Source organism: Streptomyces sp. NPDC001604 (assembly GCF_042893475.1).
Taxonomy (GTDB): Bacteria; Actinomycetota; Actinomycetes; order Streptomycetales; family Streptomycetaceae; genus Streptomyces.
In genome coordinates this window covers 687,805-711,306 of the sequence record NZ_JBIAUY010000003.1, presented here as the reverse complement: position 1 = coordinate 711,306, position 23,502 = coordinate 687,805, and the positions used below count along the sequence as shown (strand labels likewise).

The window sequence follows — 23,502 nt, the reverse complement described above, 5'->3', positions numbered from 1 at the left end:
CACCGCCAGCTGGCTCGCCGAAGGGCGACCGAGGAGCCGCGCGTGAGAGTAGTCAAGGTCTTCAACAACAACGTCGTCCTGGCCGCGAGGCACGACAGCGACGACGTGGTCGTGCTCATGGGGCGCGGTCTGGGCTTCGGCGTCCGGGCGGGTCAGGACATCGACGCCGGGCGCGCGGAGCGCACGTTCGCGCCGACGGCGGGCCAGCCGCCGGAGCGTATCGCCCGCTTCCTGGAGGAGATCCCGGCGGAGCACCTGGCGGTGGCCGGGGACGTCGTCCGCCTGGGGCGGTCCGAGCTGGGCGACCACATCGGGGACCACGTGGTCATCCCGCTCGCCGACCACCTGTCGTTCGCCCTGCGCCGCGCGCAGGACGGGCTGGAGATCGCCTACCCGCTACGGGGCGAGGTGCTCCACTTCTACCCCCGCGAGGTCGCCGTCAGCCGGCGCGCCATCGAACTGGTCACCGACCGGCTCGGCATCCGCCTGCCGGACATCGAGGCCATCCCGCTCGCCCTGCACTTCGTCAACGCCCAGTTCGAGGCGCCGGACCTGGGGAAGGTGGTGAAGCTGACTGAGACGTTCACCGTCGTGCTCGCCGAGACCAGCGCGTTCCTCGGCGTGACGGTGGACGGCGACTCTCTCGACGCCTCCCGGTTCGTCACCCACCTGCGCTACCTCGCGAGCCGCCAGGAGAGCGGCGCGACGGCCTCCGACACGTTCGACTCGCTGCACGACAGTCTGCGCGCGAGCCACGCACGCGAGGTCGCCTGCGCCGAACACGTCGGGCGGATCCTCGAAGAACGATTCCGGTGGACCCTCGGCCGCGACGAGGTGCTCTACCTCGCGCTCCACATCAGCCGACTCACCGCGAGGAGCAGAGCGACGTGACCGTGCCCAGCCCCGACTTCGCCCAGCGGGTGATCCGCCTCGTCGGCGGCGCCCGCAACATCGACACGCTCACCCACTGCCTGGTCCGGCTGAGGTTCGTCCTGCACGACGACTCCCTGGCGGACGACGAGGCACTCGAAGAACTTCCCGAGGTGGTCGTCGTCGTACGCCAGGGCGGGCAGCTCCAGCTCGCCCTGACCTTCCCCGTCCCCGCCGCCCACGCGGAGGTCGCACGACACCTCGGCGACGACGTACCAAAGGAAGGGAACGACACATGAGTCCCGCTGTCCTTGACGCACTCACCCGGCTCTTGGTGAGCTCGGGAGCCGGGGCCGGTCCTGCGGCGCACCTGGGACGTCCGCCACGGCCCCCGGCGCACGAGCAGCCGGTGGAGGACGTCGGGGCGGAGAGCCAACGGGTCGTCGAGACCTTGGAGGCGGTGGCCGGGGCGCCGGAGGAACGCGGTGAACCCCGCTGAACAACCGCGGCCACTTCACTCCCCCAGGAGCGGAACCAACGAACATGGACAACCCGACACACCGCACGCCTGTGCGCGTGGGACTGGTCGGCTTCGGCATGGCAGGAGCGGCCTTCCACGCGCCGCTCATCGCCTGTACCTCCGGGCTGGAACTGACCACCGTCGTCACCGGTCATGCCGCCCGCGCGGCCGCCGCCCGTGAGCAGTACCCGGGCGTCCCCGTCCTCCCCAGCCTGAAGGACGCCCTCGCGACCCAGGGACTGGACCTCGTCGTCGTCGCCTCGCCCAACCACGTCCACGTCGAGCAGGCGACCATGGCCCTTCAGGCCGGTGCGCACATCGTGATCGACAAGCCGGTCGCCCCGACCGCCGCACAGGTACGGCAGCTGGAACGCCTAGCCGAGCAGCGGGAGTTGGTGGCGGCGGCCTTCCACAACCGGCGCTGGGACTCGGACTTCCTCACGCTGCGCGCCCTGCTCGACTCCGGCCGCCTAGGTCGTGTCCAGCGGTTCGAGTCCCGCTTCGAGCGGTGGAGCCCGGTCCCGTCCAGGAATTGGCGTGAGTCGGGCGATCCGGCCAAGGCGCCGGGGCTTCTGTACGACCTGGGCACCCACCTGATCGATCAGGCGCTCCAGCTGTTCGGCCCGGTGGCGTCGGTGTACGCCGAGTCGGACGTACGGCGCGCTGGCGTACGAGCACCCGATGACGTCTTCGTTGCCCTGCGGCACCTCGGAGGCGAGGTGTCCCACCTGTGGATGAGCAAGACGGCGGCGGACACAGGACCCCGTATGCGCGTGCTCGGGTCTCAGGCCGCCTTCGTGGTGCTCGGCGTCGACCAGCAGGTCACCGACCCGAAGACTCCACGGCTCGGCACGGCCCAACGGGCGGTGCTCACCCGCGGCACCGAGGAGGAGCCCGTCGCCCTGCTCCCCGGCGGCTACCCGGACTTCTACCGAGGACTCGAGCGCGCGATCCGCGGTGAGGGCGCACCACCGGTGACCCTGAGCGAAGCCGCAGCCGTCCTGGACGTCATCGAGAGAGCGATCCACAGCAGCCGGACGGGAGCCGTCGTCGGCGTGTCTTCGTGAGCGGGCTGGACCTCGGTCGCGGCAGGCCGGCGTGGTACGCGACACGCTTTGTCAGCGAGTGTGTCGGGTGGCCTCTGTGTCCGGTGGCGGGGTGGCTGTCCAACTGGCGAGGAGTTTGAGCCGGTCTTCGGAGGTGGTGCCGGGCTCGGCGGTGTAGAAGGTCAGGTCGTGGACCGTCCGGTTCGGCATGGGCAGGTCCAGGGACCGGTAGGCCAGTTCCAGGCGCCCGACGTCGGGGTGGTCCAGTCGCTTTGTGCCGTCGTGGCGGATCCGGACGTCATGTGCCGCCCACATGCTGCGGAATTCGCGGCTGAGTGTGGACAGCTCGCCGATGAGTTCGCGCAGATCATGGTCGTAGGGGTCGCGCCCTGCCTCGGCCCGCAGCAGGGCCGTGGTGGAGACGGCGGCGGAGTCCCAGTCGACGAAGAAGTCCTGGGCGGCTTCGTCGAGGAAGATGAAGCGGCCGATGTTGGGGCGGCCGTGCTTGTCGGCGGTGGTGCTGTCGAACATCGGCGCGTGCACGGCCCGCGCCAGGGCGTTGCTCGCGATCACGTCCATACGGCCGTTGCGCACATGGGCCGACGACATCGTCATGGAGTCGAGCATCCACTGGACGGAGGGCGGGACCTGCACGTCCTTGCGGCGGCGCGGCGGGCGGGGCACCGGCCGGGATGCCCGGGCCAGGTCGAACAGATAGGTGCGCTCGTCGTCGTTCAGCCGCAGCGCCTGGGCGACCGCGTTGATGACGTCCTCGGAGACGCCGCTGATGTTGCCCTTCTCCAGGCGTGTGTACCACTCTGTGCTCACTCCGGCGAGGACGGCGACCTCTTCTCGCCGCAGGCCCGGCACCCGGCGTCGGCCGCTGGTGGGCAGCCCGACCTGTTCCGGGGTCAGCTTGGCGCGCCGACTGGCGAGGAAGTCCCGGATGTCGGTTCGGTTGTCCGCGGGCTCGGCGGAGCGGTGGGCGGGTCGGGGGTGGTCCATGAACTCCACGGTAGCGACGGACCAGTGCTGAGGGAGGTTGAAGTTATACCCCCTATAAACGCGACCTTCCTCCCGCGCGGCCAAGCCGGTTTGGTGGAAGCCGACCACTTGATCTCGACCCTTTGGGGAGTTGGAAACATGAGCCCGCGAGGCGGGGTGCTCAGCGCCCCCGGCCACGTACGCACCGAAGACCGCGAGCGTCCGCCCGCCCGGCTTCCGATGGTCATCTACGTGCTGGCCCTGGGCACGTTCCTGATGGGCACGACCGAGTTCGTGGTGGCGGGCCTGCTGCCGGAGATAGCCGGGGACCTGCGGGTGAGCGTGGGCCAGGCGGGCTTGCTGATCACCGTCTTCGCGGTCGGCATGGTCGTCGGTGCCCCGCTGATGGCGATGCTGACGTTGCGACTGCCGAGGCGGTGGACGCTCGTTCTGGCTCTGGCCGTGTTCGCGGTCGGGCATGTGATCGTCGCGCTGACCTCCAGCTTCCCGCTGTTGCTGGCGGCGCGGTTTCTGACGGCGATGGCGACCGGAGCGTTCTGGGCGGTGGCCAACGTCGTGGCCGCGCGTGCCGCAGGACCGGCCGCGAGTTCCCGCGCGCTCGGCGTGGTGGGCTCCGGCGCCATGCTCGCCAACGTCGTCGGCGTGCCGGCAGGTGCTTTCGCCGGGCAGCTGATGGGCTGGCGCGGACCGTTCTGGGCACTTGCCGCTCTAGCGGCCGCCGCCACGGTGCTGATCGCGCGCCATGTCCCGCAGGACGGTTCGGACCAGCAGGCGGTGTCGATCCGCTCCGAGATCTCCGCCCTGCGCTCCGGCCGCCTGTGGCTGGCGCTGGCAGCCTGCGCGACCACCACGGGTGGCGTGCTGTCGACGTACTCCTACATCTCGCCGCTGCTGACCGACCGGGCCCACATCGCGGCCGGACTGGTACCGCTTGTGCTGGTCGGCTTCGGGGCCGGCGCCCTGGTGGGGTTCCTGCTGGGAGGCCGCCTCGGCGACCACCGCCCCTACACGACGATCATCGTGGCGGCGGCGGTGACCACGAGCCTGCTGTTGGCGATCGTCCTGCTGTCCGGCTTCGCGGTTCCCACCGTCGCGCTGGTCGCCCTGCTCGGTCTGTTCGGACTCGGCGCCAACCCGGTGCTGATCTCCCTGGCCGTCCGCTTCGCGGGCCGGGCGCCCACCCTGGGCTCCGCCCTGACCGTCTCGGCGTTCAACCTGGGCACCGCCGCCGGCTCCTGGATCGCCGGGCTCACCCTCGATTCCTCACTGGGGGCGACCGGCCCCGCGGCGATCGGCACCGCAATTGCCGCGTTGACCCTGATTCCCACGGTCGCGATCGCGCACACCCAGCGTCGCCGCCCGGCGGGCTCCGTCATACGGGGCTCCGGGGACGCCGACGCAGCCAGCATCACGAACCCCTGAAGCTCCTTCAGCGATGACCCCCCATGCCGTGCGGCTGCGCGCGGCTCATCCGTCAGAGAGGCTAAGGCAGAGGTATGACAACCGATCTCCCTGAGTCCGTCCCGCCCCCCACCGGAGCAGGCGAGTCCTCCTCGGCGCCCAGTCGGCGCACGTTCATCGGCACGAGTACCGCCGTCGGTGGTGCCGTCCTGGCGAGCGGCGTGATCGGAGGAACGCTCCTCACCGACACGGAGGAAGCAGCCGCCGCGAGCGCGTCACCTTCCAGCAGGGTCTCCCTGACGGTCAACGGCACCCACCGAACCGTGACGGTCGACAACCGCACCTCCCTGCTGGACCTGTTGCGCGAGCATCTCGGGCTCACGGGGTCGAAGAAGGGCTGTAATGCCGGTGCGTGCGGTGCGTGCACCGTGTTGGTCGACGGGCGTCGCGTCAATGCCTGTCTGACGCTGGCCGTACGGCTGGAGGGCGCCCAGGTCACGACCATCGAGGGTCTGGCCGACGGTGACCAACTGCACCCGTTGCAGCAGGCGTTCATCGACGAGGACGCCTTCCAGTGCGGCTACTGCACTTCGGGCCAGATCGTTTCTGGTGTCGGCTGTATCCAGGAGGGCCACACCAACTCGCCGGAAGAGATACGGGAGTGGATGAGCGGCAACATCTGCCGCTGCGGCTGCTACGTCAAGATCGTGCGCGCGGTCGAGCAGACCGCCGCCCGGAAGTAAGGAGCGGCCACCATGCATCCCTTCGCCTACACCCGCGTCTCCGACACCCGCGAGGCCCTCGACGCCGGTCGCCGCGGCGGGCGTTACATCGCCGGCGGCACCACCCTGGTCGACCTGATGCGCGAGACCGTCGAGCGCCCCCAGACCCTGGTCGACATCTCCCGCCTGCCGCTGCGCGAGGTCAACGTCACCGAGCGCGGCGGACTGCGGATCGGCGCGCTGGTGACCATGTCCGAGGCCGCCGCCCACCCCAAGGTGCGCACCCTGTACCCCGTCATCTCCGAGGCGCTGGAGCTGAGTGCCTCGGCCCAGTTGCGGAACATGGCCACCATCGGCGGCAACATCATGCAGCGCACCCGCTGCACGTACTTCCGGGACGTGACCGCCGACTGCAACAAGCGCGAGCCCGGCTCGGGGTGCGCCGCGCTGCACGGCTTCAACCGCACCCACGCGATCCTCGGCACCTCCGACGCCTGCGTCGCCACTCACCCGTCCGACGTCGCTGTGGCATTCACGGCGCTGGAAGCGACCGTGCACCTGCTCGGCCCGGACGGGGAACGCCGAGTCCCCTTCGCCGACTTCCTGCTGCGCCCCGGGAAGTCACCCAACCGTGAACAGGCCATCAGACAGGGCGAATTGATCACGGCGGTGGAGATTCCCGCACTTCCGCGCCCCCTCAGGTCCGGCTATCTGAAGGTGCGCGACCGGCAGTCCTACGAGTTCGCCCTCACGTCGGCTGCGGTCGCGCTGCATGTCCGGGGCGGCGTGATCCGGGAGGCGAAGGTGGCGGCCGGGGGAGTGGGCACGGTGCCGTGGAAGCTGCCCGCCGTCGAGGAGCACCTCATCGGCGAACGCCCCTCACAGTCGCTGTGGGCATCCGCCGCCGCGCGCGCCGCTGACGGCGCCCGCCCGCTTCAGCACAACGGCTTCAAGGCCGAGCTGCTCAAGCGGACCGTCGAACGCCAGCTGCGTATCGTAGGAGGTACCAAATGAGCCCCCAGCCGCAGGCAGCCGTCGGCGCGCCTCTGTCCCGCGTGGACGGCCGGCTCAAGGTCACGGGGAAGGCGCAGTACGCCGCCGAACACGACATCGACGGGGCGGTACACGCGGTCATCGTCGACGCGAGCATCGGCCGTGGCCGTATCACCTCCATCGACACCCGAGCCGCCCTGGCACACGCGGGTGTGCTGCGGGTGATCCACCACAGCAACGCCCCGAAGCTGCCGTACCGCGACAACCCCGGTTCCAACAACCCACCCGGGCGCAGGCTGCGCGTGTTCCAGGACGACAAGGTCCTCTTCCATGGTCAGCCGGTCGCCGTCGTGATCGCCACCACCCTGGAGGCCGCCCAGCACGGCGCGAGCCTGGTCGAGGTCCGCTACGACGCCGAACAACCCTCGACCGACCTGTACGAGGCCAAGCCGGACAAGCCGACCACGTACGCGCGCGGTGACGCCGAGGCCGCCCTGCGCTCCGCGGCCGTACGGCTGGACCTTACCTACGAACTGGCACGCAACCACCACAACCCGATGGAACCGCACGCCACCATCGCCCGCTGGGACGGCGACAAGCTGACCGTGTGGGACAAGACGCAGTGGGTCGTGGGCACACGGGACGAACTCTCCACCGTGTTCGACGTGCCCAAGGACTCGGTACGCGTCATCAACCCGTTCGTCGGGGGTGCCTTCGGCAGCGGGCTGCGCTGCTGGCCGCACACGATCGTCGCCGCCCTGGCCGCGCGGGTCACGGGCCGTCCGGTCAAACTGGTGCTCAGCCGCCGGCAGATGTACTTCGGCACGGGCTATCGACCCTCCTACGCATACCGGTTGCGGCTGGGCAGCGACAGGCGGGGACGCCTGACGGCCATGGCCCACGAGATGGACTCCGAGACCTCGTCGTACGAGACGTTCACCGAGACGGTCATGCCGGCCGGGCAGATGCTCTACAGCATGCCCAACGTCAGCCAGGCATACCGGCCGGTGCCGCTGGACGTGAACACCCCGATCTGGATGCGCGGCCCCGGCTTCGCCTCCGCGGCGTTCGTGATCGAGTCCGCCATGGACGAACTCGCGCACAAGCTCGGCGTCGACCCGATCGAGCTGCGCCGACGCAACGAGCCGAACGAGGACGAGTCGAACGGTCTGCCGTTCTCCACCCGCCGGTTGCGGGACTGCTACACCGTCGGCGCCCGGCAGTTCGGCTGGCACCGCCGCAACCCGAAACCGCGGGCGCGACGGGAGGGTGACTGGCTGATCGGCATGGGGGTCGCGGTCGGCGTGTACGAGACGCAGCGCAACCAAGCCCAGGCCCGGGTCCATCTGGATGCCGACGGCACGGCGCTGGTGGAGACCGCGGCCAGTGACATGGGGCCAGGCACCTACACCTCCCAGACGCAGGTCGCCGCTGACGCCCTCGGGCTGACCCTGCGCACGGTCACCGTCCGGCTGGGGGATTCGCTGTTCCCGCCGACCCCGCCGCACGGCGGCTCCCAGACCATGGCCAGCGTCGGCTCCGCTGTCCTCGACGGTTGTAACCAAGTGCGGCGGCAGGCGATCGAACTGGCCGTCGGGGACCGCAAGTCGCCGCTGTACGGCGTACCGGCCGCCGACATCGTCGTACGGGGCGGGCGGCTGCACGTGAAGAACAACCCGGCGCGCGGTGAGACCTACCGGAGCCTGCTGGCCCGCAACGACCGCCCCCACCTGGAAGCCCTGGGTTCGTTCGCCGGGGCGCCCAGTCCGGAGCGGCACTCCTTCTACGCCTACAACGCCACCTTCGCCGAGGTCGCCGTCGACGCGACGCTGGGCCTGGTGCGAGTGCGGCGCATGCTCGGCGTGTACGACGCGGGCCGCATCATCAGCCCCAAGCTCGCCGAGAGCCAGGCGATCGGCGGCATCGTGGGCGGGATCGGTACGGCCCTGCTGGAGCACACGGTCACCGATCACAGGGACGGCCGGATCGTGAACGCCAACCTGGCCGACTACCTCGTCCCGGTCAACGCCGACGTCCCAGAGGTGAAGGCGATCTACCTGGACGGTGAGGACCGTGAGGCCGACCCGCTCGGGGTGAAGGGGCTCGGCGAGGTCGTCCACGTCGGCGTCGCGCCGGCCATCGCCAACGCGGTGTTCAACGCCACCGGCCGCCGGGCCCGCCAACTGCCCATCACCGCTGAGGCGTTGCTCTGACCTGAGCCGCCCCTCGACCGGTTCGGCAGCCTGCTCCCCGTCTGGCTCCCGGACCCCCAGGGCCGCCGCCGCGCATGCTCCCCGTCAGGCACGGCGGCGGCCCGCTTCGCACCCCACGGCGAAACCACGGAGAAAAGTTCATGCTCAACATCGCGGAGACACTGCACCGGTGGTGCGGCGAGGCACGCCCTTTCGCCCTGGCTACCGTCGTCGACGTCCGGGGCAGCGCACCGCTGCCCGTCGGTACGTCCGTCGCGGTGGACGAGGACGGCAACGCGGTCGGCAGCATCTCCGGCGGCTGTGTCGAGGGAGCGGTGTACGAACTGTGCCGGCAGGTGCTCCAAAACCGGGGCGAGGCCCAGCGGGCCTGGTTCGGCTACTCCGACGAGGACGCCTTCGCCGCGGGCCTGACCTGCGGCGGCGAACTCGACGTCGTCGTCCAGCGCATCGACCCCGCGCACCAGCGGCATCTGGGTGCGGCCCTCGCGGAGGCGGCCGGCGGCCTACCTGCTGCGGTGGCACAGGTCGTCGACGGTCCCGACGGACTGCTGGGCGCCACCTTGAGCGTGCTCGGTGACGGCCGGACGGTCGGCGGGACGCTGGACGACGGACCGGTGGCATCGGCGGTCGCGGACCGGGCCAGGGCGCTGTTGCGGGCCGGACGCACGGCCCGCGTCACGCTGGGCGGGGACGCGGACACCTGCCCCGAGCGGCTGTCCGTCCTCGTCCACGTGGCCGCCACCCGCCCCCGCATGCTCATCTTCGGCGCGGTCGACTTCGCCGCAGCCCTCAGCCAGGCCGCCCGCTTCCTCGGCTATCACGTCACCGTCTGCGACGCCCGGCCCGTCTTCGCCACGGCCGCCCGCTTCCCGCACGCCGACGAGGTGGTGGTCGACTGGCCCCACCGCTACCTGGAACGCGCCGAGGTGGACGCCCGTACCGCAGTGTGCGTCCTCACTCACGACGCCAAGTTCGACATCCCGCTGCTGCGCCTCGCCCTCGGCCTCCCTGCCGGCTACGTCGGCGCGATGGGCTCCCGACGCACCCACGACGAACGTCTGCGCCTCCTGCGCGAGGCCGGTCTCACCGAAGCCCAGCTGGTCGGGCTGCGTTCGCCGATCGGCCTGGACCTCGGCGCGCGTACCCCCGAGGAAACGGCGATCTCCATCACCGCGGAGATCATCGCTCATACCAACCGGGCAAGCTGCTTGCCGCTTTCTCAGGGCACTGGCCCGATTCACGGACCGACCGCTCCGGCGCACGGTGACAAGCAGGCCATCGGCGAAGCCTACGGGGCCGTGCCTATGTCTGCCGGGCAGGCTGCAGCGGTTCCGTGATTGCCCCTGGCCGACAGTGCACAGCAGGGGGCTGAAGGTCCAGAGCACGAAGGACACCGCGAACCGCGAGCGGCCGACTCCGCTGACACCCGTCCACCAGCTCAGGCGGGCACGACCGGGGCCGGCCGGGGCCCCGAAGCGCTCGGAGGATGTCCTGGCCGTACCGCCCGCTCGTGCTGGGCCGCCACTGCGGTCGTTCTGGGCGAGGGCCAGACCGTGGCGCGGCACTGAGGTCGGCACAGCCGGCCGCACGAGAACGCGTCGGCTTTCGGCGGCATGCGTGCGGATCTACGCGACTTTGTCTCAACGGCCCCTGCGGCAGCCTAAGTTCGCGGCGGTAGCCGCTCTCGTACCCAATGTTCCAGGAGGCCCGAATGCACCGCACGCTCAGTACCGCCCTGGCAGGGGCGGTGGCCGCCGCCCTTCTGGTGGGCGGTTCCGCCCATGCCACGCCCGCGGGACCGGGGGTGACCGGCCGTGTGATCAGTCGGACCACCGCGAACGGCACCGACTACATCCTTCGGGAGGTCACGATCCCGCCCGGCCAGGCCACCGGCTGGCACTACCACGACGGGCCGCTGTACGGCTTCGTCAAGCAGGGCACCCTCAGCCACTACGACTCCACGTGCGAGACCGACGGCGTCTACCGCACCGGCGACACCATCCAGGAACCGGCCGGACCCGCCCATGTCCACATCGGCCGCAACCTGGGCGACACCCCGCTCGTCCTGGTCGGCCTCTACGTCTTGCCCCACGGCTCCCCGTTCTCCGAGGACGCCCCGAACCCGGGCTGCTCCTTCGAGTGATCACCCGGCGGCCGATGACGGCGTAGGTGGCGTCGACGACGTGGAGGTCGCTCATGGCCGGGAACAATGGGTTTGGTCGCAGGGCTCAGGACCAGGAGACGGCCACCACCTCGATGGTGATGGCCGCGACGACCGGGCATACGGCGGGCTGCGGCTGCCGACGACCTGGACCGCTCCGTCGGTCCCAGGATGGTTCAGGGGCGAGGCGGATCGATCAGGTTCCGCCACGCCTCTTCTCCTATGGCGGAACGGACGTGGTCGCGCGCCGCCTCGGCCAGTCGGCGCGCCCGTGGGAGGTTGAGGCCGATCAGCTCGCCCCGGTGCTTGAGCACTCTGCCGTTCACGACGACGGTGTCGACGTCCCCGCGCCCGGCATGGAACACCAAGTGCCCGAAAGTGCTGTTCACCGGGGTCATGGAAGGGGTGTCCTGTCGGAGCAGCACGAGGTCGGCGAGCTTGCCCGGGGTGATGGAGCCGATCCGGTCGGCCATGCCGAGGGCCTCGGCGCCGCCGAGGGTCGCGTAGTGCACGACGTCGGCGGTGCGCAGGTCAAGGGTGGTCACCATTTCTCCACGCTCGTGTGCGCGCAGGTAAACCAACCCGCGTTCGGCGCTGAGGATGGCCCGCATATTGGAGAACATGCCGCCGCTCCACCCCAGCAGGCTGTCTACGGACAGGGAGATGGGGATGCCGAAGCGGCGTACCGCCCCCGCGGGCGGGTAGCCCTGTCCCATGTTCAGGTCGCTCTCCGCCGACAGCGACACGAAGGCACCACTGTCGGCGATCCGCCGGTAGGAGTCGTCCGACATCTCGGTGGCGTGGACGAGAGTCGTCCTCGGGCTCAGGAACCCGTTCTCCACCAGGCGTGTGACTTCCGAGTCCGAGGCCGAGCCGAAGACGCCGACGTGCGAGGACACCGGGAGGTCACGTTCCACCGCGTAACGCCATGCGGCGTCTCCTGCGGCGTCCGACGGCGGGTGCAGGGCAAGCTGCATGGTCACCAGCTGGTCGTCGCTGCTGAACCGGGCCTCCCTGATCCGGTCGACCTCGCCGCTGGTGACCCAGGAGGCGTCAAGGGGGAACCGGCCGTACGCCCAGCGTGCCCGGCCGGGTACGGCCATAAGGGCATCGACGGCGGCGTCGGCGTGGGCGGGGGTGACGGACCCATGAGACCAGTCCAGGACGGTGGTGACGCCGTCGGCCACCGCATCGACCATGCCGAGGTAGTTGCCGGCGTAGATGTCCTCCGGGCGGAAATGTGGGAGCAACTTCCCCATCGCGTCCAGGTAGTTGGTCAGTGTCCAGTCGGCGCCCATGCCGCGCAGCACGGACTGCCACATATGACGGTGGGTGTCGACGAAGCCCGGCATCAGCAGAGCGCCCTTGGCGTCGATGACCGCCGCACCGTGCGGCGCGGACAGCCGTCGGCCCACCGCCTTGATCCTCTCGCGCACGACGAGCACATCGGTGTCCGGCAAGATCCCATGCGCTCGGTCCATCGTGATGACGGTGGCCCCGCGGATGAGCAGCGGCCTCCCGGCGGGGAAGCGGTCGGGCTCGGTCACGCTCGTCGTGGCGGCCTGCGCGCGGGAAGCCGTCGTCATCGCGACACCTGCAGCAGCGACCGTCCCTGCCAGTAGCCCGCGGCGCTTCATGGGGAGAGGGCCGCTCTGTGTGTCCGTCCTGGCGTCCGAGTTCATGAGTCCCCTTACTCCTGATCAGTAAGGGGCGCGTCACCTCAAGGGACGCGCCCACCCTGTTCACTGATAAATCAAACGGACAGTACTCTCCGCTTATTTCGCTCTTTGTGTGTGGCGTACATCACTCGCCGGTGACCTCGGGCGCGGCCCCGTGGTGCCCGTGACGAGGTGTCGCCACGCGGGGCTGCCCTGCCGGTCGTCTTCGTGACGGCCCCTGGGTACTCCGGAACAGGAGGAGATTCTCCGGAACGAGGGCATCCCGGGCGACGCCCCTCCCGCACGGCGCGCGGGTGGCGAGCCACTGGTCATGGGTGTACTGGCAGTACATCCCAACCTGCAGGACTCCGTCGTACGGTCGTGGTGTGGACAGCCGTGATGAAGTCGGCGAGTTCCCGATCTCGCGGCGAGCCGACGCAAGCGTGGGGACTTCCGACCAGTTCACCGCGTTCCATCACCACATAGACAGGAGAGGACTGACATGGCACTGATCCTGGTGACCGGCGCAGCCGGCGGGCTCGGGCGCAACACGGCGAACGCCCTGGTCGACGAGGGACACGATGTGGTCGTCCACGTCCGAAACCCGGCCCGTCTCACCGGCGAGGAGGACACCGCCCGGTGGAAAGGTGTCGTCACGGGGGATCTCGCCGACCTCGACGAGATCCGAGAGGTCGCCCGGCAGGCCGGCGAGTTCGGCCGCTTCGATGCCGTCATTCACAACGCCGGCACTATGAACTCCCAGGATGCGGGCACCGTCAACACGGTCGCTCCCTACCTGCTGACGGCTCTGATGGACAAACCGGGCCGGCTCATCCACCTCAGCAGCTCCATGCACCGAACCGGCTCCACGGACCTTCGAAGGCTGGCCGCCGGCACCGCTTCCTACGACGACAGCAAGCTGTGGGTCACCACCCTCGTGTTCGCGTTCGCCTCCCGATGGGAGGGAACCACGAGTCATGCGGTCGACCCCGGGTGGGTGCCCACCCGGATGGGTGGGGCCGGCGCACCGGACGACCTGACCGCCGGGCACCAGACTCAGGTGTGGCTCGCCACGCACCACGACGTGACCCCGAGCACCGGCGGCTACTGGCACCACCGGCAGACGCAGACTCCACACCCCGCGGCACAGGACGAAGAGTTCCAGGCCCGCCTCGTTCACGTCTTGGAGAGCCACACAGGTGTCCCGCTCGGCTGACGCGACCTGCCCGCACTCAAGCGCGGCGTCCCTACGCGTTGCCGGGACGCGCTCTCACCACCAACGGGGTTCCGGGTTCTTCAGAACGCAGCGGTGGGGTGCCGGGTCGGATGTGGGCGGGAGCGCTGACTGTTCGGACGGAGTGGAGCCGTCCTGGCGCCCCTGGAACACCTCCGTGAACTGCGGCATGACCGCCGCAGCCAGGGTGGTGCCGCCGGGCGTCTGCACCATCTGCAGCAGATCGGTGGCCACGTCGAGGTCGTCGGCGGTCAGGTTCTCTCCGTCGCGCATACGGACCAGAGCGTCCCTGAACGCCTCGACGAGACGTGCCGCGTCGGTGTGCGACGGGTCGGGGGTTGTGGTCATGCCTGTCTGCTCCTTCTGAGTGGGGGATCTGGCGGCGGCGGGCGTGGAGCCGTTGGCGCCGGCTTTCACAGCGTCGGCAGGCCGAGTTCCTTGCGGATGGCGGGGGCGACCTCGGTGGCGAGGAGTTCGATGGACTCGTGGACCATCGAGGTGGGCATGCCGCCGAAGTCGACCTGGCCGAGGAACCGGTCGAGGCCCAACAGGTCGTGCTCGGTGAGGATCTTGTCGATGACCTCCTGCGGACTGCCGGCCACCAGTGCGCCGTACGGGCTCGATACGGCGTCGAAGTCGGCGCGGGAGACCTGCCAGCCGCGTCCGGTAGGCGGCTTGGGGCGCAGGTATTCGCGGTAGTACGGGAAGAGGTCGTCTCGTGCGCCCTGGGAGGTGGCGCCGACGTAGAAGTGGGTGGAGATGCCGAGCCTGAGCTGCTCGACGGGGTGCCCTGCCTCGGCGCCGACCGCCCGGTAGTGCTCGACGGCCGCGCGGGCGCGGCGGATGTCCCCGCCGATGTGGCCGAGGACCATGGGCAGGCCGAGCTGCCCGGCGCGTTCCACGCTGGAGGGGGTGCCGCCGACGCCGAGCCACAGCGGCAGTCGCGGCCGGCGGGGGAGCGGCGGGACGGGCAGGCCGTCCAGGGCCGGGCGGAAGCGCCCGTGCCAGGTGACGTGGTCGGGGTTCTTCCGGATGGCGAGCAGCAGGCGCAGCTTCTCGGTGAACACCTCGTCGTAGTCGTCCAGGTCGATACCGAAGAGACGGAACGCCTCGGTGAAGGCGCTGCGCCCGGCGATGATCTCGGCACGGCCGTCGCTGAGCAGGTCGAGGGAGGCGAAGTCCTGGTGCACCCGCACCGGGTCCGCGGTGGACAGCACGGACACCGCGCTGGTCAGGCGGATGCGGTCGGTGGCCTGCGCGATCGCGGCCAGCGGGACGGCGGGGTTGGCGACGGCGAAGTCCGGGCTGTGGTGCTCGCCGAGGCCGAAGACGTCCAGGCCCGCCTGGTCGGCGGCGACCGCGTAGGAGACGATCTCGCGTGTACGGCGCCCGGCGTCGTGCAGGGTTCCCGTGGCGGGGTCGGTCTGCAGGTCGGACAGGGACAGGATGCCGATCTCCACGGTCATCTCCTGAACGGGTAAGGGCAGTTGGGCTGGAAGCAGGCGACCCGTACCGCCGGGGTGTCGGGTCGCCGTGACAACGGAAGGGGCGGGGTCAGAAGGCGTGGGGCCCGAACCGCCCCCACATCACGAGGGCCGCGAGGATGAGCAGCAGCGCGTTGATCCCGATCGGCATGGACTCCTTGCGGCGGGCGTGGTAGCCCATGGCCAGGACCATGAGCACGGCGAGGCCGGTGGCGGCCAGCGGTGTGAGCACGGTCGCGAAGTCGAGGGCTGCCGGGAGGATCAGCGCGAGCGCGGCGGCGGCCTCGGCGGCACCGATCAGGCGCACCACCGGCAGGGGTATGTCCGGGCTCTGGGGCTTGGTGATCTTGACGATGCCGGAGGCGGCGAAGGCCGCGGCCAGGACGCCCTGCACGATCCAAAGGAACACGTTCATTCTGAGCGGAGACTTTCTTCAGGTTTTGCCGTGGCGCTGGTGCGGCGCGGCGTGATCGGGGTTCGACGAGGGAGCGGGTGCGGGGTCAGAGCCGGAAGACGCACTCGGCCTCGCCGATGCCGCCGAACTGTGTGGCGGCGTCTTTGAGCGCCTGAGTGAGTGCGGTCGCGGTCGAGGGCGTCCGCGCGGAACACGGGGGTGGTGATGCCCTCGGAGGCGAGCGTGCCGACGAGACCCACACGGGGTCACACAAGGACTGGAGACACCTATCCGTTTCTAGATTCGGATAGGATCCTCCGGTTCGCTGTGGCCAGCGTAGCACCAAAAATGGATAGGTCAATCCGATTGCTAGACTGGCTGGTATGAACCCTGGCGCCCAGCACTCCGACGGCCCCGCCGCTCAGCCTCTGCGCAGTGACGCCGAGCGCAACCGGGAGCGGATCATCGTCGCCGCCCGCACGGTGTTCGCGCGTGACGGCCTGAACGCCTCCATGGCCTCCGTGGCCCGCGAAGCGGGCGTGGGGATCGCGACCATGTTCCGCCGTTTTCCCACGAAGGAAGAACTGGTCGACGCTGTCTTCTCCGACCGCATGGGCGCCTACGCCGATGCGGTCACCGTCGCCCTGGAGGACCCCGACCCTTGGAACGGTTTCGTCGGCTACATCGAGGCCGCCTGCGCGATGCAGGCCGCCGACAGCGGCTTTGCCGACGTCCTGACCATGACCTTCCCCACGGCCAAGGTCCTGGAGCAACGCCGCAATGAGGCGTACGAGGCCATGCTCCGCCTCATCGACCGGGCCAAGGCCACCGGCCGCCTGCGTGAGGACTTCGACGCGTCGGACCTGGTGCTGATTCACATGGCCAACGCGGGCGTCGTCAACGCGACCGGCGATGCCGCCCCGGACGCCTGGCGACGCGTCGTCGCCCTGTTCATCCAGTCTCTGGAGGCTCCGGCACGCGGCGCTCTGCCCGACTCACCCGGGCACGAACCCCTGTACAAGGCAATGCTCCGCGCCGGCCAGGGGACCGCCCCGCCGCAGTCGGGCAAGAGCAGCTGACTTCAGGGCCGGATCGGATGTGGTTCCGGGGTGGTGTCGGGTGGGACCATGCGTCGTACCAGGTCTGCCCAGGTGGCTTGCAGACGGGCGACGGGGACACCGCAGTCGTGGCGCAGGTGGTCCACTGCGTCGATGTTCACGAAGGTGAGCAGGACGTGGGCGAGCATGTCGCGGTCGCCGTCCACCCCGGCTTCGTCCAAGAGCGATGACACGTGGCGGTGGTAGGCGCCCGCGGTCTTCGAGATGTATCGGCGCTCGCGTGGCAGTTGGCGTGCCAACGCCATACCCAGGTCGGTGTCGGTCGCGATGCGCTCGATGAGTGCACAGCCGAACGCCGTGAGCCGACGAGGCGCCGGTGCCCCGGGGCCGAGGGGCGGCGGCCCGGAACTGCACGCCTTCTGGAAATCGGCCTCGGCCTCGGCGAAGAGGGTCAGGAGAAGGCCGCCCCGGTCGCCGAACCGGCGGAAAAGGGTGGCCTTTCCCACCCCGGCTTCCGCTGCGATCGCCTCCATGGTGACGTGCTCGGCTCCGTGTTCGGCGACCAGGCGGCCGGCAGCTTCCAGCAGCCGGGCGCGGTTGCGGGCGGCATCGGAACGCTCGGCGACGGCAGCGGTCTCGTCCTGAACGTCCATCAATCCCTGCCTGTCACCCGTACGTACACTTTTCCTTCCTCGATCCGAACCGGATAGACGGGGACAGATCGTGTCGCCGGGGGCTCGAGAGGCTCGCCGGTCCGCAGGTCGAAACGCGAGGCGTGCAGCCAGCACTCTATCGTGCAGCCCTCGACCTCCCCTTCGGAGAGGGAGACGGCGCTGTGCGAACACGTGTCATGGATCGCGAAGACCTGCTCTTCAACGAGAACGAGACTCAGCTGAACACCGCCCACCTCGAATCGCCGAGGCGCGCCCTTCTTCAACGCACCGAGCGCGCACAGGTATGTGTAGTCGTTGTCGGGCATCGCGCTCCTTGAGACATCGGAAGGTAAGGGCGGTGATCGGGAGGGTGTCCGTGCTCGCGTCGAACGGAACGCGTGTGCTGATTCGATGACCCAAGCTAGCGACGAGGGTCGTCTCGAGGATCCGACACCGGTCTCATCCGTCTCTCGGTAGATGGGCCTAGGTCATGCATCGGAAGGGGATGGTGCTGGAGCCGCTGTGGCCGCCGAACGGGAGCGAGTCCGTGCGGTGGCGGGCATGGGCCCAACGACAGCTGACCGACGGCATACGGTTCCGCGTCCGCACCGAGATCCCGCGGCGGGACATGCCCGCCGGGGACGGGCCATGGCGGCGGATCTGTAGCGCCCTGCAGGCACGGCCGATGCGAAGGACCCCCTGTTGATCGTGAGCATGGCCGGGCGGCGGGGTGACTCCCCGCAGTTCGAGGTCGTCCCGGGCCGTGCCGGACGCCTTCCGCAAGAACCGCGCCTGCCTGCTGCGGCGTCGTAGCCGCTGGACCATCCCGGACAGCAGACCAGACGCGCAACCGCAGGCGGCGCGGCACCACGAGGAACCACCGGCTCGCAGTCCGCTACGAGGTAACGGTCCTCATAGCGGCCATCCAAGGAGTGGCCCGCACGTTCGATGCATGCCCTAGCCGAGGAGGGTGCCACCGCTGGTGTCGATGAACGCGCCGGTGATCCAGCGAGCTTCGTCAGTGGCGATGAAGGCCACCACGGTGGCGATGTCCTGCGGTGCGCCGAGGCGTTTGAACGCCGTCGTCCGGGACATCTGCTCCCGTACCTCGGGGATCTTCCAGAACTCCTGCCCGTTGTCCGTGACGCCGGGAGCCACGGTGTTGACCGTGATCTCCCGGGGGGCGAGGTGCCGCGCGAGGTGCAGCGTGAGCTGTTCGATCGCGCCCTTGCTCATCGAGTAGACGACCTGCGAGGGGTTGGCGACGCGGGTCAGGGCGGAGGACATGTTGATGATGCGTCCCCCGTCAGGGATGAGCCCGAGGGCGCGCTGGGTGACGAAGAAGGGCGCCTTGGCGTTGGCCGCGAACATCCTGTCGAACTCCTCGACGGAGACATCCTCCGGCGCAAGAGGGGAGCTTGTGCTCGCGGCGGCGTTGTTCACCAGGATGTCCAGGGTGGTCCGCCCGGTGTGCTGCTTCAGGCCGTCCTCCAGGCCGCGGAACAACTGGTCGATGTCGCCAGGCACGCCCAGTTCCGCGTGGACCGTCAAGGCTCGGCCGCCGTCCTTCTCGATGAGCTGGACGGTCTCCTTGGCGGCCTGCTCATTGCGTGCGTAGTGCACGGCGACCAGTGCCCCCTCGCGGGCCAGGGCGACGGCCGTGGCCCGGCCGATGCCTCGACTCGAACCGGTGACAAGAGCGGTCTTGCCGCTGAGTTTCCCCATGATCATGTCCCTTCGAAGGCCCGAACCGCGAGCTGCCGCCGGTGGCTGGACAGCTTCGCGGGCGCGGACGGATTTCCTTGGGCAGTGTCCAAGGCGTGTTGCGAGTATCATTGGGCGGTGTCCAAGACGTCAAACTCAGCAGACCAGCCCTGCCCAGCCGTTTCCCGGGCCCATGTCGGCCTGACCGAAGGGCAGATCGTTGCCGCCGCCCTGGCGGTGCTGGACGGCGACGGTTTCGACAGGTTGTCCCTGCGGGCCGTCGCCGGCCGGCTGGGGGTGCGGGTCAATGCGGTGGCCTGGCACGTGAAGGACAAGGTCGGTCTGCTCGGCGCGGTGGCCGACGCGATGATGGCCGGCTGTCTGCCCGCCCGCCTGCCCCGGCGTCCGGAAGACCGGGTCCGCAAGCTCCTCAAGTCGTTCCGTGCGACGCTGCGTTCCCATCGCGACGGTGCGCGTCTGATGCGGGAGGGCTTCTCGCTGACCCGCCCCCACCAGCTGGCGTTCGCCGAGGCGTTCAATTCTGCTCTGAGTGCCACCGGACGCAGCCCGAAGGAGGTGGCCTGGACGGCCTGGACCCTGATCTACTTCGTGATCAGCCTGGTCAACGAGGAGCAGGCATCGCCGGACCGTACCCCCGGTGTCGAGGCGGCGGCGGCCGATCCGGCGGCCTTCCCGTGCCTTGCGGAGACGATCGCGCACCTCACCGGGGGCAGTTTCGACGACCGCTTCGCCTACGGCGTCGACCTGATCCTCACCGGGCGTTCCACCGCGAACAAGGCCGGCTGAGGCGCTGCGGAGGGCCGCGAGTGGGCAGTCTGAGCCGGGCCCATCGAGGCGTAGGCTCACGCGGCGAAGGCGAGGTTGTGTACTCGGTGTCGATGTGGGTGCCATGCCCGTCGTGCGGTCGCGGACCGGGGATGAACGTGCCGCCCGCGATCCGCGGCCGCTCCACCGTCTCGATCGGCGCACGGACAAGAGTGCATTGACGTGTGCGCGCAGAGAAGGCTGGTCGGGGCCGTGGCTTTCACTCACGTCCATCGCCGCGGCGACGTGACCTTGATGCCTTGGACGATGCCTAATGAGGCTGTTGAGGCAACCTCGAACATCGTCCAAGGGGTCGAGTTCTCGTCGTCCGCATCACTGTCCACCCGGAGATCCCTGGGAGAACCGATGCCCACCCCCCAACCTCGGTGACCGAACTCAGCGGTTCTGTCGGCGGTTCCCGTCGGCCGCGCGACCATCTTGCCCGCGCGGGGGCGTCGGTGAGCTGCCGGGCGATCCCCACCTGGCGACCGTCGCCGGATGTACCTGGGAGGATCTCCTCCGGGGCTTCCGGCTCTCCGGCTACTTGACGGTGATACGTCCGATCTTGCTGACGGCTGCTTCGGCGAACCAGACCTGGCCGTCCGGGCCGGTCGTGATGCCGAATGGCAGGGCATTGGGAGTGAGGCCATCGGAGTACTCGGTGACCTTGCCCTTCAGCGTGATGCGCGCGATCCGATTCCCGTCGGTCGCGAAGGGCCCGCCGAACTCGGTGAACCATATGTTTCCGTCCGGTCCACTCGTGATGCCCCGGGGAAGGCTGCCCGGTGTGATGCCCGTGCTGAACTCGGTCACCTTGCCCTGCGGTGTGATGCGACCGATCCGGGCGCCGAAGGCCTCGGTGAACCACAGGTTGCCGTCCGCGCCGACCGTGATCTCGGCCGGCGAGCTGCCGGGCGTGATGCCCGTGCTGAACTCGGTCACCTTGCCCTGGGGGGTGATGCGGCCGATCCGGTCCTGCGCTACGGCGAACCACAGATTGCCGTCCGGACCTGCGGTGATGCCCTGGACCGAACTGCCCGGCGTGATTCCCTCACTGAACGTCGTGATCTTGCCGTTTGGCGTGATGCGGCCGACCAGGCCACCCCTGTCCTGGGCGAACCACACGTTGCCGTCCGGGCCCGCGGTGATGTAGCCGAGTCCGTCGGCGGGGTTCAGACCCTCGCTGAACTCCGTGACCTTGCCCTTCGGCGTGATACGGCCGATCTGCACCTTCTCGGGAGCGGGGCCGGTACCGTCCGTGGCGAATGCCTCGGTGAACCAGAAGTTGCCGTCGGGACCCGGGGTGATGAAGGCGGGAGCGGCGCCGGGGGTGATGCCCTCGCCGAACTCCGTGATCCTGCCGTCCGGCGTGATGCGCCCGATCTTGTTGGCCTTGGTCTCGGTGAACCACAGCCTGCCGTCACATCCCGGGACAATGTCCAGGGGCTGACTGTCCGCCGTCGGTGTGCTGAACTCCGTGATCCTGCCGGTCTGGGCTCCGGCTGAGGAAATGGCTGGCACGCTGAAGGCGAGCAGGGCGGCACCGAGCACCGCTGCCCTGCGGGTGACGGTCCGAAGAGTCTGGTTCACTAATGCTCTTGACATGGGGAATGTGCCTTTCCTGGGGGGAGAACGAGTTACGAAACGCGCCCGATTGGGCGCAGTGCTGCGCGTGGTGCCGGGGGGCAGCGCCAGGAAGTTGCCTGGCCCAGGCCCGAGTGGTTCATGGGTTCGCCAGTTCGGCGCGGATCTGGGGGAGCACCTTGGTGCCGAGCAGTTCGATGCCGTGCAGGAAGTCGCGCTGCGGCATGCCGCCGACGTCCATCTGCAGGATCTGGCGGGTGTGACCGAGCAGTTCGTGCAGGTGGAGGATGCGGTCGGCGATCTCGTCGGGGCTGCCGACGAAGACCATGCCGCCGGGTTCGAGGGCCGCGGCGCGATCAGCGCGTGACGGGGCCGGGCGGCCCACTTCGGCTGAGCCTTCAACCATCATGCGGTGCTCGTACTCCAGGTAGGCCGACCGGGCCTGGACGCCGGACTCGGCGACGAAACCGTGCATGGAGACCGCGATGTCGGCCCGCTCTGCGGGGTGGCCGGCCTGGTCCCAGGCCGCACGGTAGGCGTGGCCGTACCGCGCCCAGTACTCGGGAGTGCCGCCGAGGACACCGAGGAACATCGGCAGCCCCGACTCGACGGCACGGTAGACCGAGTCCGGGCTGCCGCCGGTGCCCAGCCAGATCTTCAGCGGCTGCTCGGGGCGGGGGAAGACGGTGGCCTCCTGCAGCGGCCGCCTGCGGTGCGGGCCGCTCCAAGTGACGTTCTCGCCGGCGTTGACGGCCATGAGCAGGGCGAGTTTGGAGGCGTACAGCATGTCGTAGTCGTGCTCGTCGTGGTCGAACAGCGGGAACGTGATCGTCGACGATCCCCGTCCGGCGACCGCTTCGATGCGTCCGGGAGCGAGGGATGCGGCAGTCGCGAGCTGCTGGAACACCCGGATCGGGTCGTCGGTCGACAGGACGGTGACCGTGGTGCCGAGCTTGATCCGGTGGGTGGTGGCCGCGGCGGCGTTGATCACGGAGGTGGGCGAGGACAGCGGCATCGCTCGCATGTGGTGCTCGCCCACTCCGAAGAAGTCCAGTCCCACCTCGTCGGCGAGTCTGATGGCCTCCAGCACATCGCGGATGGCTTGCGCGGTGGGGCCGCGGCTGCCGTCGGGCAGGCGCGGGGTGTTGCCGAAGGAGTAGACGCCGAGTTCGAAGGTCATGACGAGGTCCTGACTTCAGTTGCTGATGGCGGGCATGGCCCGCCGGTAGCGGGTGTCGGTGAGCTGGGCGACGAGGAACGCGGCGATGTCGGCGCGGCTCATCGCGGAGCCGACCTTGTCGTGGCCGAGGAAACCGGAGCGGAAGCGGCCGGTGGCAGGCTTGTCGGTGGGGTTGGTGATGCGGGCGATGGTGTAGTCGAGACCGGAGCCGGTGACGGCCTCGGTCATGCCCCTCAGCTCGGCCAGCGCGTTGGGGAACATCAGCCCGGCCATGACGGGGAGCACCTTGTGCTTCCAGTGCGGCTCGTCCCGCGGATCCGCCAGCGAGGGAGTGGCCAGGCCGATGAAGCGGGCCACCTTCTGCGCCTCCATGGCCTGCACGATGGTGCGGGTCCCGTCGGTCAGCGGGGTGCCGGTCGCGGACCGCTTCAGGGACGGGCCGAGCGCACTGATCACCGCGTCGGAGCCGGTGACGGCCTGCTCGACAGCGTCCCGGTCGGACAACTGCCCGGTGACAACCGTGAGGTGGGGGTGGGTGAGGGTGAGCTTGGAAGGAGTGCGGACCAGGGCGGTGACCTGGTGGCCGTCGTCGAGGAGCCGCTGGACGACGAGGCGACCGATGGCGCCGGACGCGCCGAAGACGGTGACATGCATCAGGGGTGGGTCCTTCACGGTGGATGGAGGAGCAGACGGTCGGGCCCGCCGGCGACGAGCGTGTGGCCTTGTGACCCCGGGCTTCGGTGGCTTAGTCGCCGGTCCGCACACATGTGGTGTCCTGGCCGGTGGGCCCGACCGCT

Annotated in this window: 24 protein-coding genes; 13 read left to right on the top strand and 11 right to left on the bottom strand. The window is 69.6% G+C overall.

Translation table 11 applies throughout. From position 1 onward, the window contains the following. Positions 1–42 precede the first annotated feature (42 nt). The 4 genes from ACFY1E_RS12665 to ACFY1E_RS12650 are packed head-to-tail and all read left to right on the top strand — an operon-like array spanning position 43 to position 2,457. Positions 43–891, top strand: a complete 849-nt coding sequence (locus tag ACFY1E_RS12665) for a PRD domain-containing protein (RefSeq protein WP_389074686.1) — start codon at positions 43–45, stop codon at positions 889–891. Next, entirely contained in the window at positions 888–1,169 is a 282-nt protein-coding gene (locus tag ACFY1E_RS12660) for a PTS transporter subunit EIIB (RefSeq protein ID WP_389074684.1), read from the top strand. Before ACFY1E_RS12665 ends, ACFY1E_RS12660 begins: the two co-directional genes overlap by 4 nt. Then, complete coding sequence (locus ACFY1E_RS12655) at positions 1,166–1,369, top strand: hypothetical protein (RefSeq protein WP_389074682.1); 204 nt, start codon at positions 1,166–1,168, stop codon at positions 1,367–1,369. The genes ACFY1E_RS12660 and ACFY1E_RS12655 overlap by 4 nt, the downstream gene beginning before the upstream one ends. 44 nt (positions 1,370–1,413) lie before the next feature. Next, positions 1,414–2,457 (top strand): Gfo/Idh/MocA family oxidoreductase, encoded by a 1,044-nt coding sequence (locus ACFY1E_RS12650; RefSeq protein ID WP_389074679.1) that lies wholly within the window; start codon positions 1,414–1,416, stop codon positions 2,455–2,457. A gap of 51 nt (positions 2,458–2,508) precedes the next feature. Here ACFY1E_RS12650 and ACFY1E_RS12645 read toward each other — a convergent pair whose 3' ends face one another. Then, on the bottom strand, positions 2,509–3,441 hold the full coding sequence (locus ACFY1E_RS12645) for a helix-turn-helix transcriptional regulator (RefSeq protein ID WP_389074678.1): 933 nt from the start codon (positions 3,439–3,441) through the stop codon (positions 2,509–2,511). 138 nt (positions 3,442–3,579) lie between these two features. Here ACFY1E_RS12645 and ACFY1E_RS12640 point away from each other — a divergent pair, with 138 nt between their 5' ends. The 6 genes from ACFY1E_RS12640 to ACFY1E_RS12615 all read left to right on the top strand — a co-directional run bounded on the left by ACFY1E_RS12640 (position 3,580) and on the right by ACFY1E_RS12615 (position 10,913). Next, complete coding sequence (locus ACFY1E_RS12640; protein WP_389074676.1) at positions 3,580–4,863, top strand: MFS transporter; 1,284 nt, start codon at positions 3,580–3,582, stop codon at positions 4,861–4,863. A 74-nt stretch (positions 4,864–4,937) separates the two neighbouring features. Then, positions 4,938–5,585, top strand: coding sequence for a (2Fe-2S)-binding protein (locus tag ACFY1E_RS12635; protein ID WP_389074673.1), 648 nt, complete (start codon positions 4,938–4,940; stop codon positions 5,583–5,585). Between the two features lie 12 nt (positions 5,586–5,597). Further along, entirely contained in the window at positions 5,598–6,578 is a 981-nt protein-coding gene (locus ACFY1E_RS12630; protein ID WP_389074671.1) for an FAD binding domain-containing protein, read from the top strand. Continuing rightward, a complete protein-coding gene (locus tag ACFY1E_RS12625; protein WP_389074668.1) occupies positions 6,575–8,770 on the top strand; it encodes a xanthine dehydrogenase family protein molybdopterin-binding subunit in 2,196 nt (731 codons plus the stop codon). Before ACFY1E_RS12630 ends, ACFY1E_RS12625 begins: the two co-directional genes overlap by 4 nt. A 140-nt stretch (positions 8,771–8,910) precedes the next feature. Continuing rightward, positions 8,911–10,107 carry an XdhC family protein gene (locus tag ACFY1E_RS12620; RefSeq protein ID WP_389074666.1) on the top strand — a complete coding sequence of 399 codons (1,197 nt, stop codon included), beginning with the start codon at positions 8,911–8,913 and terminating at the stop codon, positions 10,105–10,107. Positions 10,108–10,481: 374 nt separating this feature from the next. Beyond that, on the top strand, positions 10,482–10,913 hold the full coding sequence (locus tag ACFY1E_RS12615) for a cupin domain-containing protein (protein ID WP_389074663.1): 432 nt from the start codon (positions 10,482–10,484) through the stop codon (positions 10,911–10,913). Positions 10,914–11,107: 194 nt separating this feature from the next. Here ACFY1E_RS12615 and ACFY1E_RS12610 read toward each other — a convergent pair whose 3' ends face one another. Continuing rightward, positions 11,108–12,517 (bottom strand): amidohydrolase family protein, encoded by a 1,410-nt coding sequence (locus ACFY1E_RS12610; RefSeq protein ID WP_389074661.1) that lies wholly within the window; start codon positions 12,515–12,517, stop codon positions 11,108–11,110. Between the two features lie 574 nt (positions 12,518–13,091). On the opposite strand from ACFY1E_RS12610, the gene ACFY1E_RS12605 reads away from it, so the two are divergent. Then, positions 13,092–13,805 carry an SDR family NAD(P)-dependent oxidoreductase gene (locus ACFY1E_RS12605; RefSeq protein WP_389074658.1) on the top strand — a complete coding sequence of 238 codons (714 nt, stop codon included), beginning with the start codon at positions 13,092–13,094 and terminating at the stop codon, positions 13,803–13,805. A gap of 54 nt (positions 13,806–13,859) precedes the next feature. Here ACFY1E_RS12605 and ACFY1E_RS12600 read toward each other — a convergent pair whose 3' ends face one another. The 3 genes from ACFY1E_RS12600 to ACFY1E_RS12590 all read right to left on the bottom strand — a co-directional run bounded on the left by ACFY1E_RS12600 (position 13,860) and on the right by ACFY1E_RS12590 (position 15,722). After that, positions 13,860–14,171: a hypothetical protein gene (locus ACFY1E_RS12600; protein ID WP_389074656.1), complete on the bottom strand. Its 312-nt coding sequence runs from the start codon at positions 14,169–14,171 to the stop codon at positions 13,860–13,862. Positions 14,172–14,236: 65 nt separating this feature from the next. After that, complete coding sequence (locus ACFY1E_RS12595; RefSeq protein ID WP_389074654.1) at positions 14,237–15,289, bottom strand: LLM class flavin-dependent oxidoreductase; 1,053 nt, start codon at positions 15,287–15,289, stop codon at positions 14,237–14,239. An 88-nt stretch (positions 15,290–15,377) separates the two neighbouring features. Next, positions 15,378–15,722 (bottom strand): DoxX family protein, encoded by a 345-nt coding sequence (locus ACFY1E_RS12590; protein ID WP_389074651.1) that lies wholly within the window; start codon positions 15,720–15,722, stop codon positions 15,378–15,380. 362 nt (positions 15,723–16,084) lie between these two features. Here ACFY1E_RS12590 and ACFY1E_RS12585 point away from each other — a divergent pair, with 362 nt between their 5' ends. After that, on the top strand, positions 16,085–16,780 hold the full coding sequence (locus ACFY1E_RS12585; protein WP_389074649.1) for a TetR/AcrR family transcriptional regulator: 696 nt from the start codon (positions 16,085–16,087) through the stop codon (positions 16,778–16,780). 2 nt (positions 16,781–16,782) lie between these two features. On the opposite strand, the gene ACFY1E_RS12580 is transcribed toward ACFY1E_RS12585, so the two are convergent. The 3 genes from ACFY1E_RS12580 to ACFY1E_RS12570 form a co-directional block, all read right to left on the bottom strand. Then, complete coding sequence (locus ACFY1E_RS12580) at positions 16,783–17,412, bottom strand: TetR/AcrR family transcriptional regulator (RefSeq protein WP_389074646.1); 630 nt, start codon at positions 17,410–17,412, stop codon at positions 16,783–16,785. Continuing rightward, positions 17,412–17,738, bottom strand: coding sequence for a non-heme iron oxygenase ferredoxin subunit (locus ACFY1E_RS12575; RefSeq protein ID WP_389074644.1), 327 nt, complete (start codon positions 17,736–17,738; stop codon positions 17,412–17,414). The genes ACFY1E_RS12580 and ACFY1E_RS12575 overlap by 1 nt, the downstream gene beginning before the upstream one ends. Positions 17,739–18,369: 631 nt before the next feature. Further along, the gene (locus ACFY1E_RS12570) at positions 18,370–19,137 is read right to left on the bottom strand and encodes an SDR family NAD(P)-dependent oxidoreductase (RefSeq protein ID WP_389074641.1); all 768 of its coding nucleotides are present in this window, start codon (positions 19,135–19,137) and stop codon (positions 18,370–18,372) included. A 117-nt stretch (positions 19,138–19,254) separates the two neighbouring features. On the opposite strand from ACFY1E_RS12570, the gene ACFY1E_RS12565 reads away from it, so the two are divergent. Further along, positions 19,255–19,923 (top strand): TetR/AcrR family transcriptional regulator C-terminal domain-containing protein, encoded by a 669-nt coding sequence (locus tag ACFY1E_RS12565; protein WP_389074639.1) that lies wholly within the window; start codon positions 19,255–19,257, stop codon positions 19,921–19,923. A 558-nt stretch (positions 19,924–20,481) separates the two neighbouring features. Here ACFY1E_RS12565 and ACFY1E_RS12560 read toward each other — a convergent pair. From ACFY1E_RS12560 to ACFY1E_RS12550, 3 genes are all read right to left on the bottom strand, one after another. Beyond that, the gene (locus tag ACFY1E_RS12560; protein WP_389074636.1) at positions 20,482–21,531 is read right to left on the bottom strand and encodes a virginiamycin B lyase; all 1,050 of its coding nucleotides are present in this window, start codon (positions 21,529–21,531) and stop codon (positions 20,482–20,484) included. A gap of 133 nt (positions 21,532–21,664) precedes the next feature. Next, positions 21,665–22,705, bottom strand: a complete 1,041-nt coding sequence (locus tag ACFY1E_RS12555; protein WP_389074634.1) for an LLM class flavin-dependent oxidoreductase — start codon at positions 22,703–22,705, stop codon at positions 21,665–21,667. Positions 22,706–22,720: 15 nt separating this feature from the next. Further along, positions 22,721–23,359 (bottom strand): NAD(P)-dependent oxidoreductase, encoded by a 639-nt coding sequence (locus tag ACFY1E_RS12550; protein ID WP_389074631.1) that lies wholly within the window; start codon positions 23,357–23,359, stop codon positions 22,721–22,723. Between the last annotated feature and the right edge of the window lie 143 nt (positions 23,360–23,502).

What these genes read in the sequence shown, in the direction of transcription:
- ACFY1E_RS12605 (WP_389074658.1), top strand. Translation starts at nt 13,092, where the DNA reads ATGGCACTGATCCTGGTGACCGGCGCAGCCGGCGGGCTCGGGCGCAAC.
- ACFY1E_RS12625 (WP_389074668.1), top strand. Translation starts at nt 6,575, where the DNA reads ATGAGCCCCCAGCCGCAGGCAGCCGTCGGCGCGCCTCTGTCCCGCGTG.
- ACFY1E_RS12600 (WP_389074656.1), bottom strand. Translation starts at nt 14,171, where the DNA reads ATGACCACAACCCCCGACCCGTCGCACACCGACGCGGCACGTCTCGTC.
- ACFY1E_RS12610 (WP_389074661.1), bottom strand. Translation starts at nt 12,517, where the DNA reads ATGACGACGGCTTCCCGCGCGCAGGCCGCCACGACGAGCGTGACCGAG.
- ACFY1E_RS12635 (WP_389074673.1), top strand. Translation starts at nt 4,938, where the DNA reads ATGACAACCGATCTCCCTGAGTCCGTCCCGCCCCCCACCGGAGCAGGC.
- ACFY1E_RS12655 (WP_389074682.1), top strand. Translation starts at nt 1,166, where the DNA reads ATGAGTCCCGCTGTCCTTGACGCACTCACCCGGCTCTTGGTGAGCTCG.
- ACFY1E_RS12630 (WP_389074671.1), top strand. Translation starts at nt 5,598, where the DNA reads ATGCATCCCTTCGCCTACACCCGCGTCTCCGACACCCGCGAGGCCCTC.
- ACFY1E_RS12555 (WP_389074634.1), bottom strand. Translation starts at nt 22,705, where the DNA reads ATGACCTTCGAACTCGGCGTCTACTCCTTCGGCAACACCCCGCGCCTG.
- ACFY1E_RS12550 (WP_389074631.1), bottom strand. Translation starts at nt 23,359, where the DNA reads ATGCATGTCACCGTCTTCGGCGCGTCCGGCGCCATCGGTCGCCTCGTC.
- ACFY1E_RS12620 (WP_389074666.1), top strand. Translation starts at nt 8,911, where the DNA reads ATGCTCAACATCGCGGAGACACTGCACCGGTGGTGCGGCGAGGCACGC.
- ACFY1E_RS12640 (WP_389074676.1), top strand. Translation starts at nt 3,580, where the DNA reads ATGAGCCCGCGAGGCGGGGTGCTCAGCGCCCCCGGCCACGTACGCACC.
- ACFY1E_RS12570 (WP_389074641.1), bottom strand. Translation starts at nt 19,137, where the DNA reads ATGGGGAAACTCAGCGGCAAGACCGCTCTTGTCACCGGTTCGAGTCGA.
- ACFY1E_RS12645 (WP_389074678.1), bottom strand. Translation starts at nt 3,441, where the DNA reads ATGGACCACCCCCGACCCGCCCACCGCTCCGCCGAGCCCGCGGACAAC.
- ACFY1E_RS12650 (WP_389074679.1), top strand. Translation starts at nt 1,414, where the DNA reads ATGGACAACCCGACACACCGCACGCCTGTGCGCGTGGGACTGGTCGGC.
- ACFY1E_RS12615 (WP_389074663.1), top strand. Translation starts at nt 10,482, where the DNA reads ATGCACCGCACGCTCAGTACCGCCCTGGCAGGGGCGGTGGCCGCCGCC.
- ACFY1E_RS12575 (WP_389074644.1), bottom strand. Translation starts at nt 17,738, where the DNA reads ATGCCCGACAACGACTACACATACCTGTGCGCGCTCGGTGCGTTGAAG.
- ACFY1E_RS12580 (WP_389074646.1), bottom strand. Translation starts at nt 17,412, where the DNA reads ATGGACGTTCAGGACGAGACCGCTGCCGTCGCCGAGCGTTCCGATGCC.
- ACFY1E_RS12595 (WP_389074654.1), bottom strand. Translation starts at nt 15,289, where the DNA reads ATGACCGTGGAGATCGGCATCCTGTCCCTGTCCGACCTGCAGACCGAC.
- ACFY1E_RS12590 (WP_389074651.1), bottom strand. Translation starts at nt 15,722, where the DNA reads ATGAACGTGTTCCTTTGGATCGTGCAGGGCGTCCTGGCCGCGGCCTTC.
- ACFY1E_RS12585 (WP_389074649.1), top strand. Translation starts at nt 16,085, where the DNA reads ATGAACCCTGGCGCCCAGCACTCCGACGGCCCCGCCGCTCAGCCTCTG.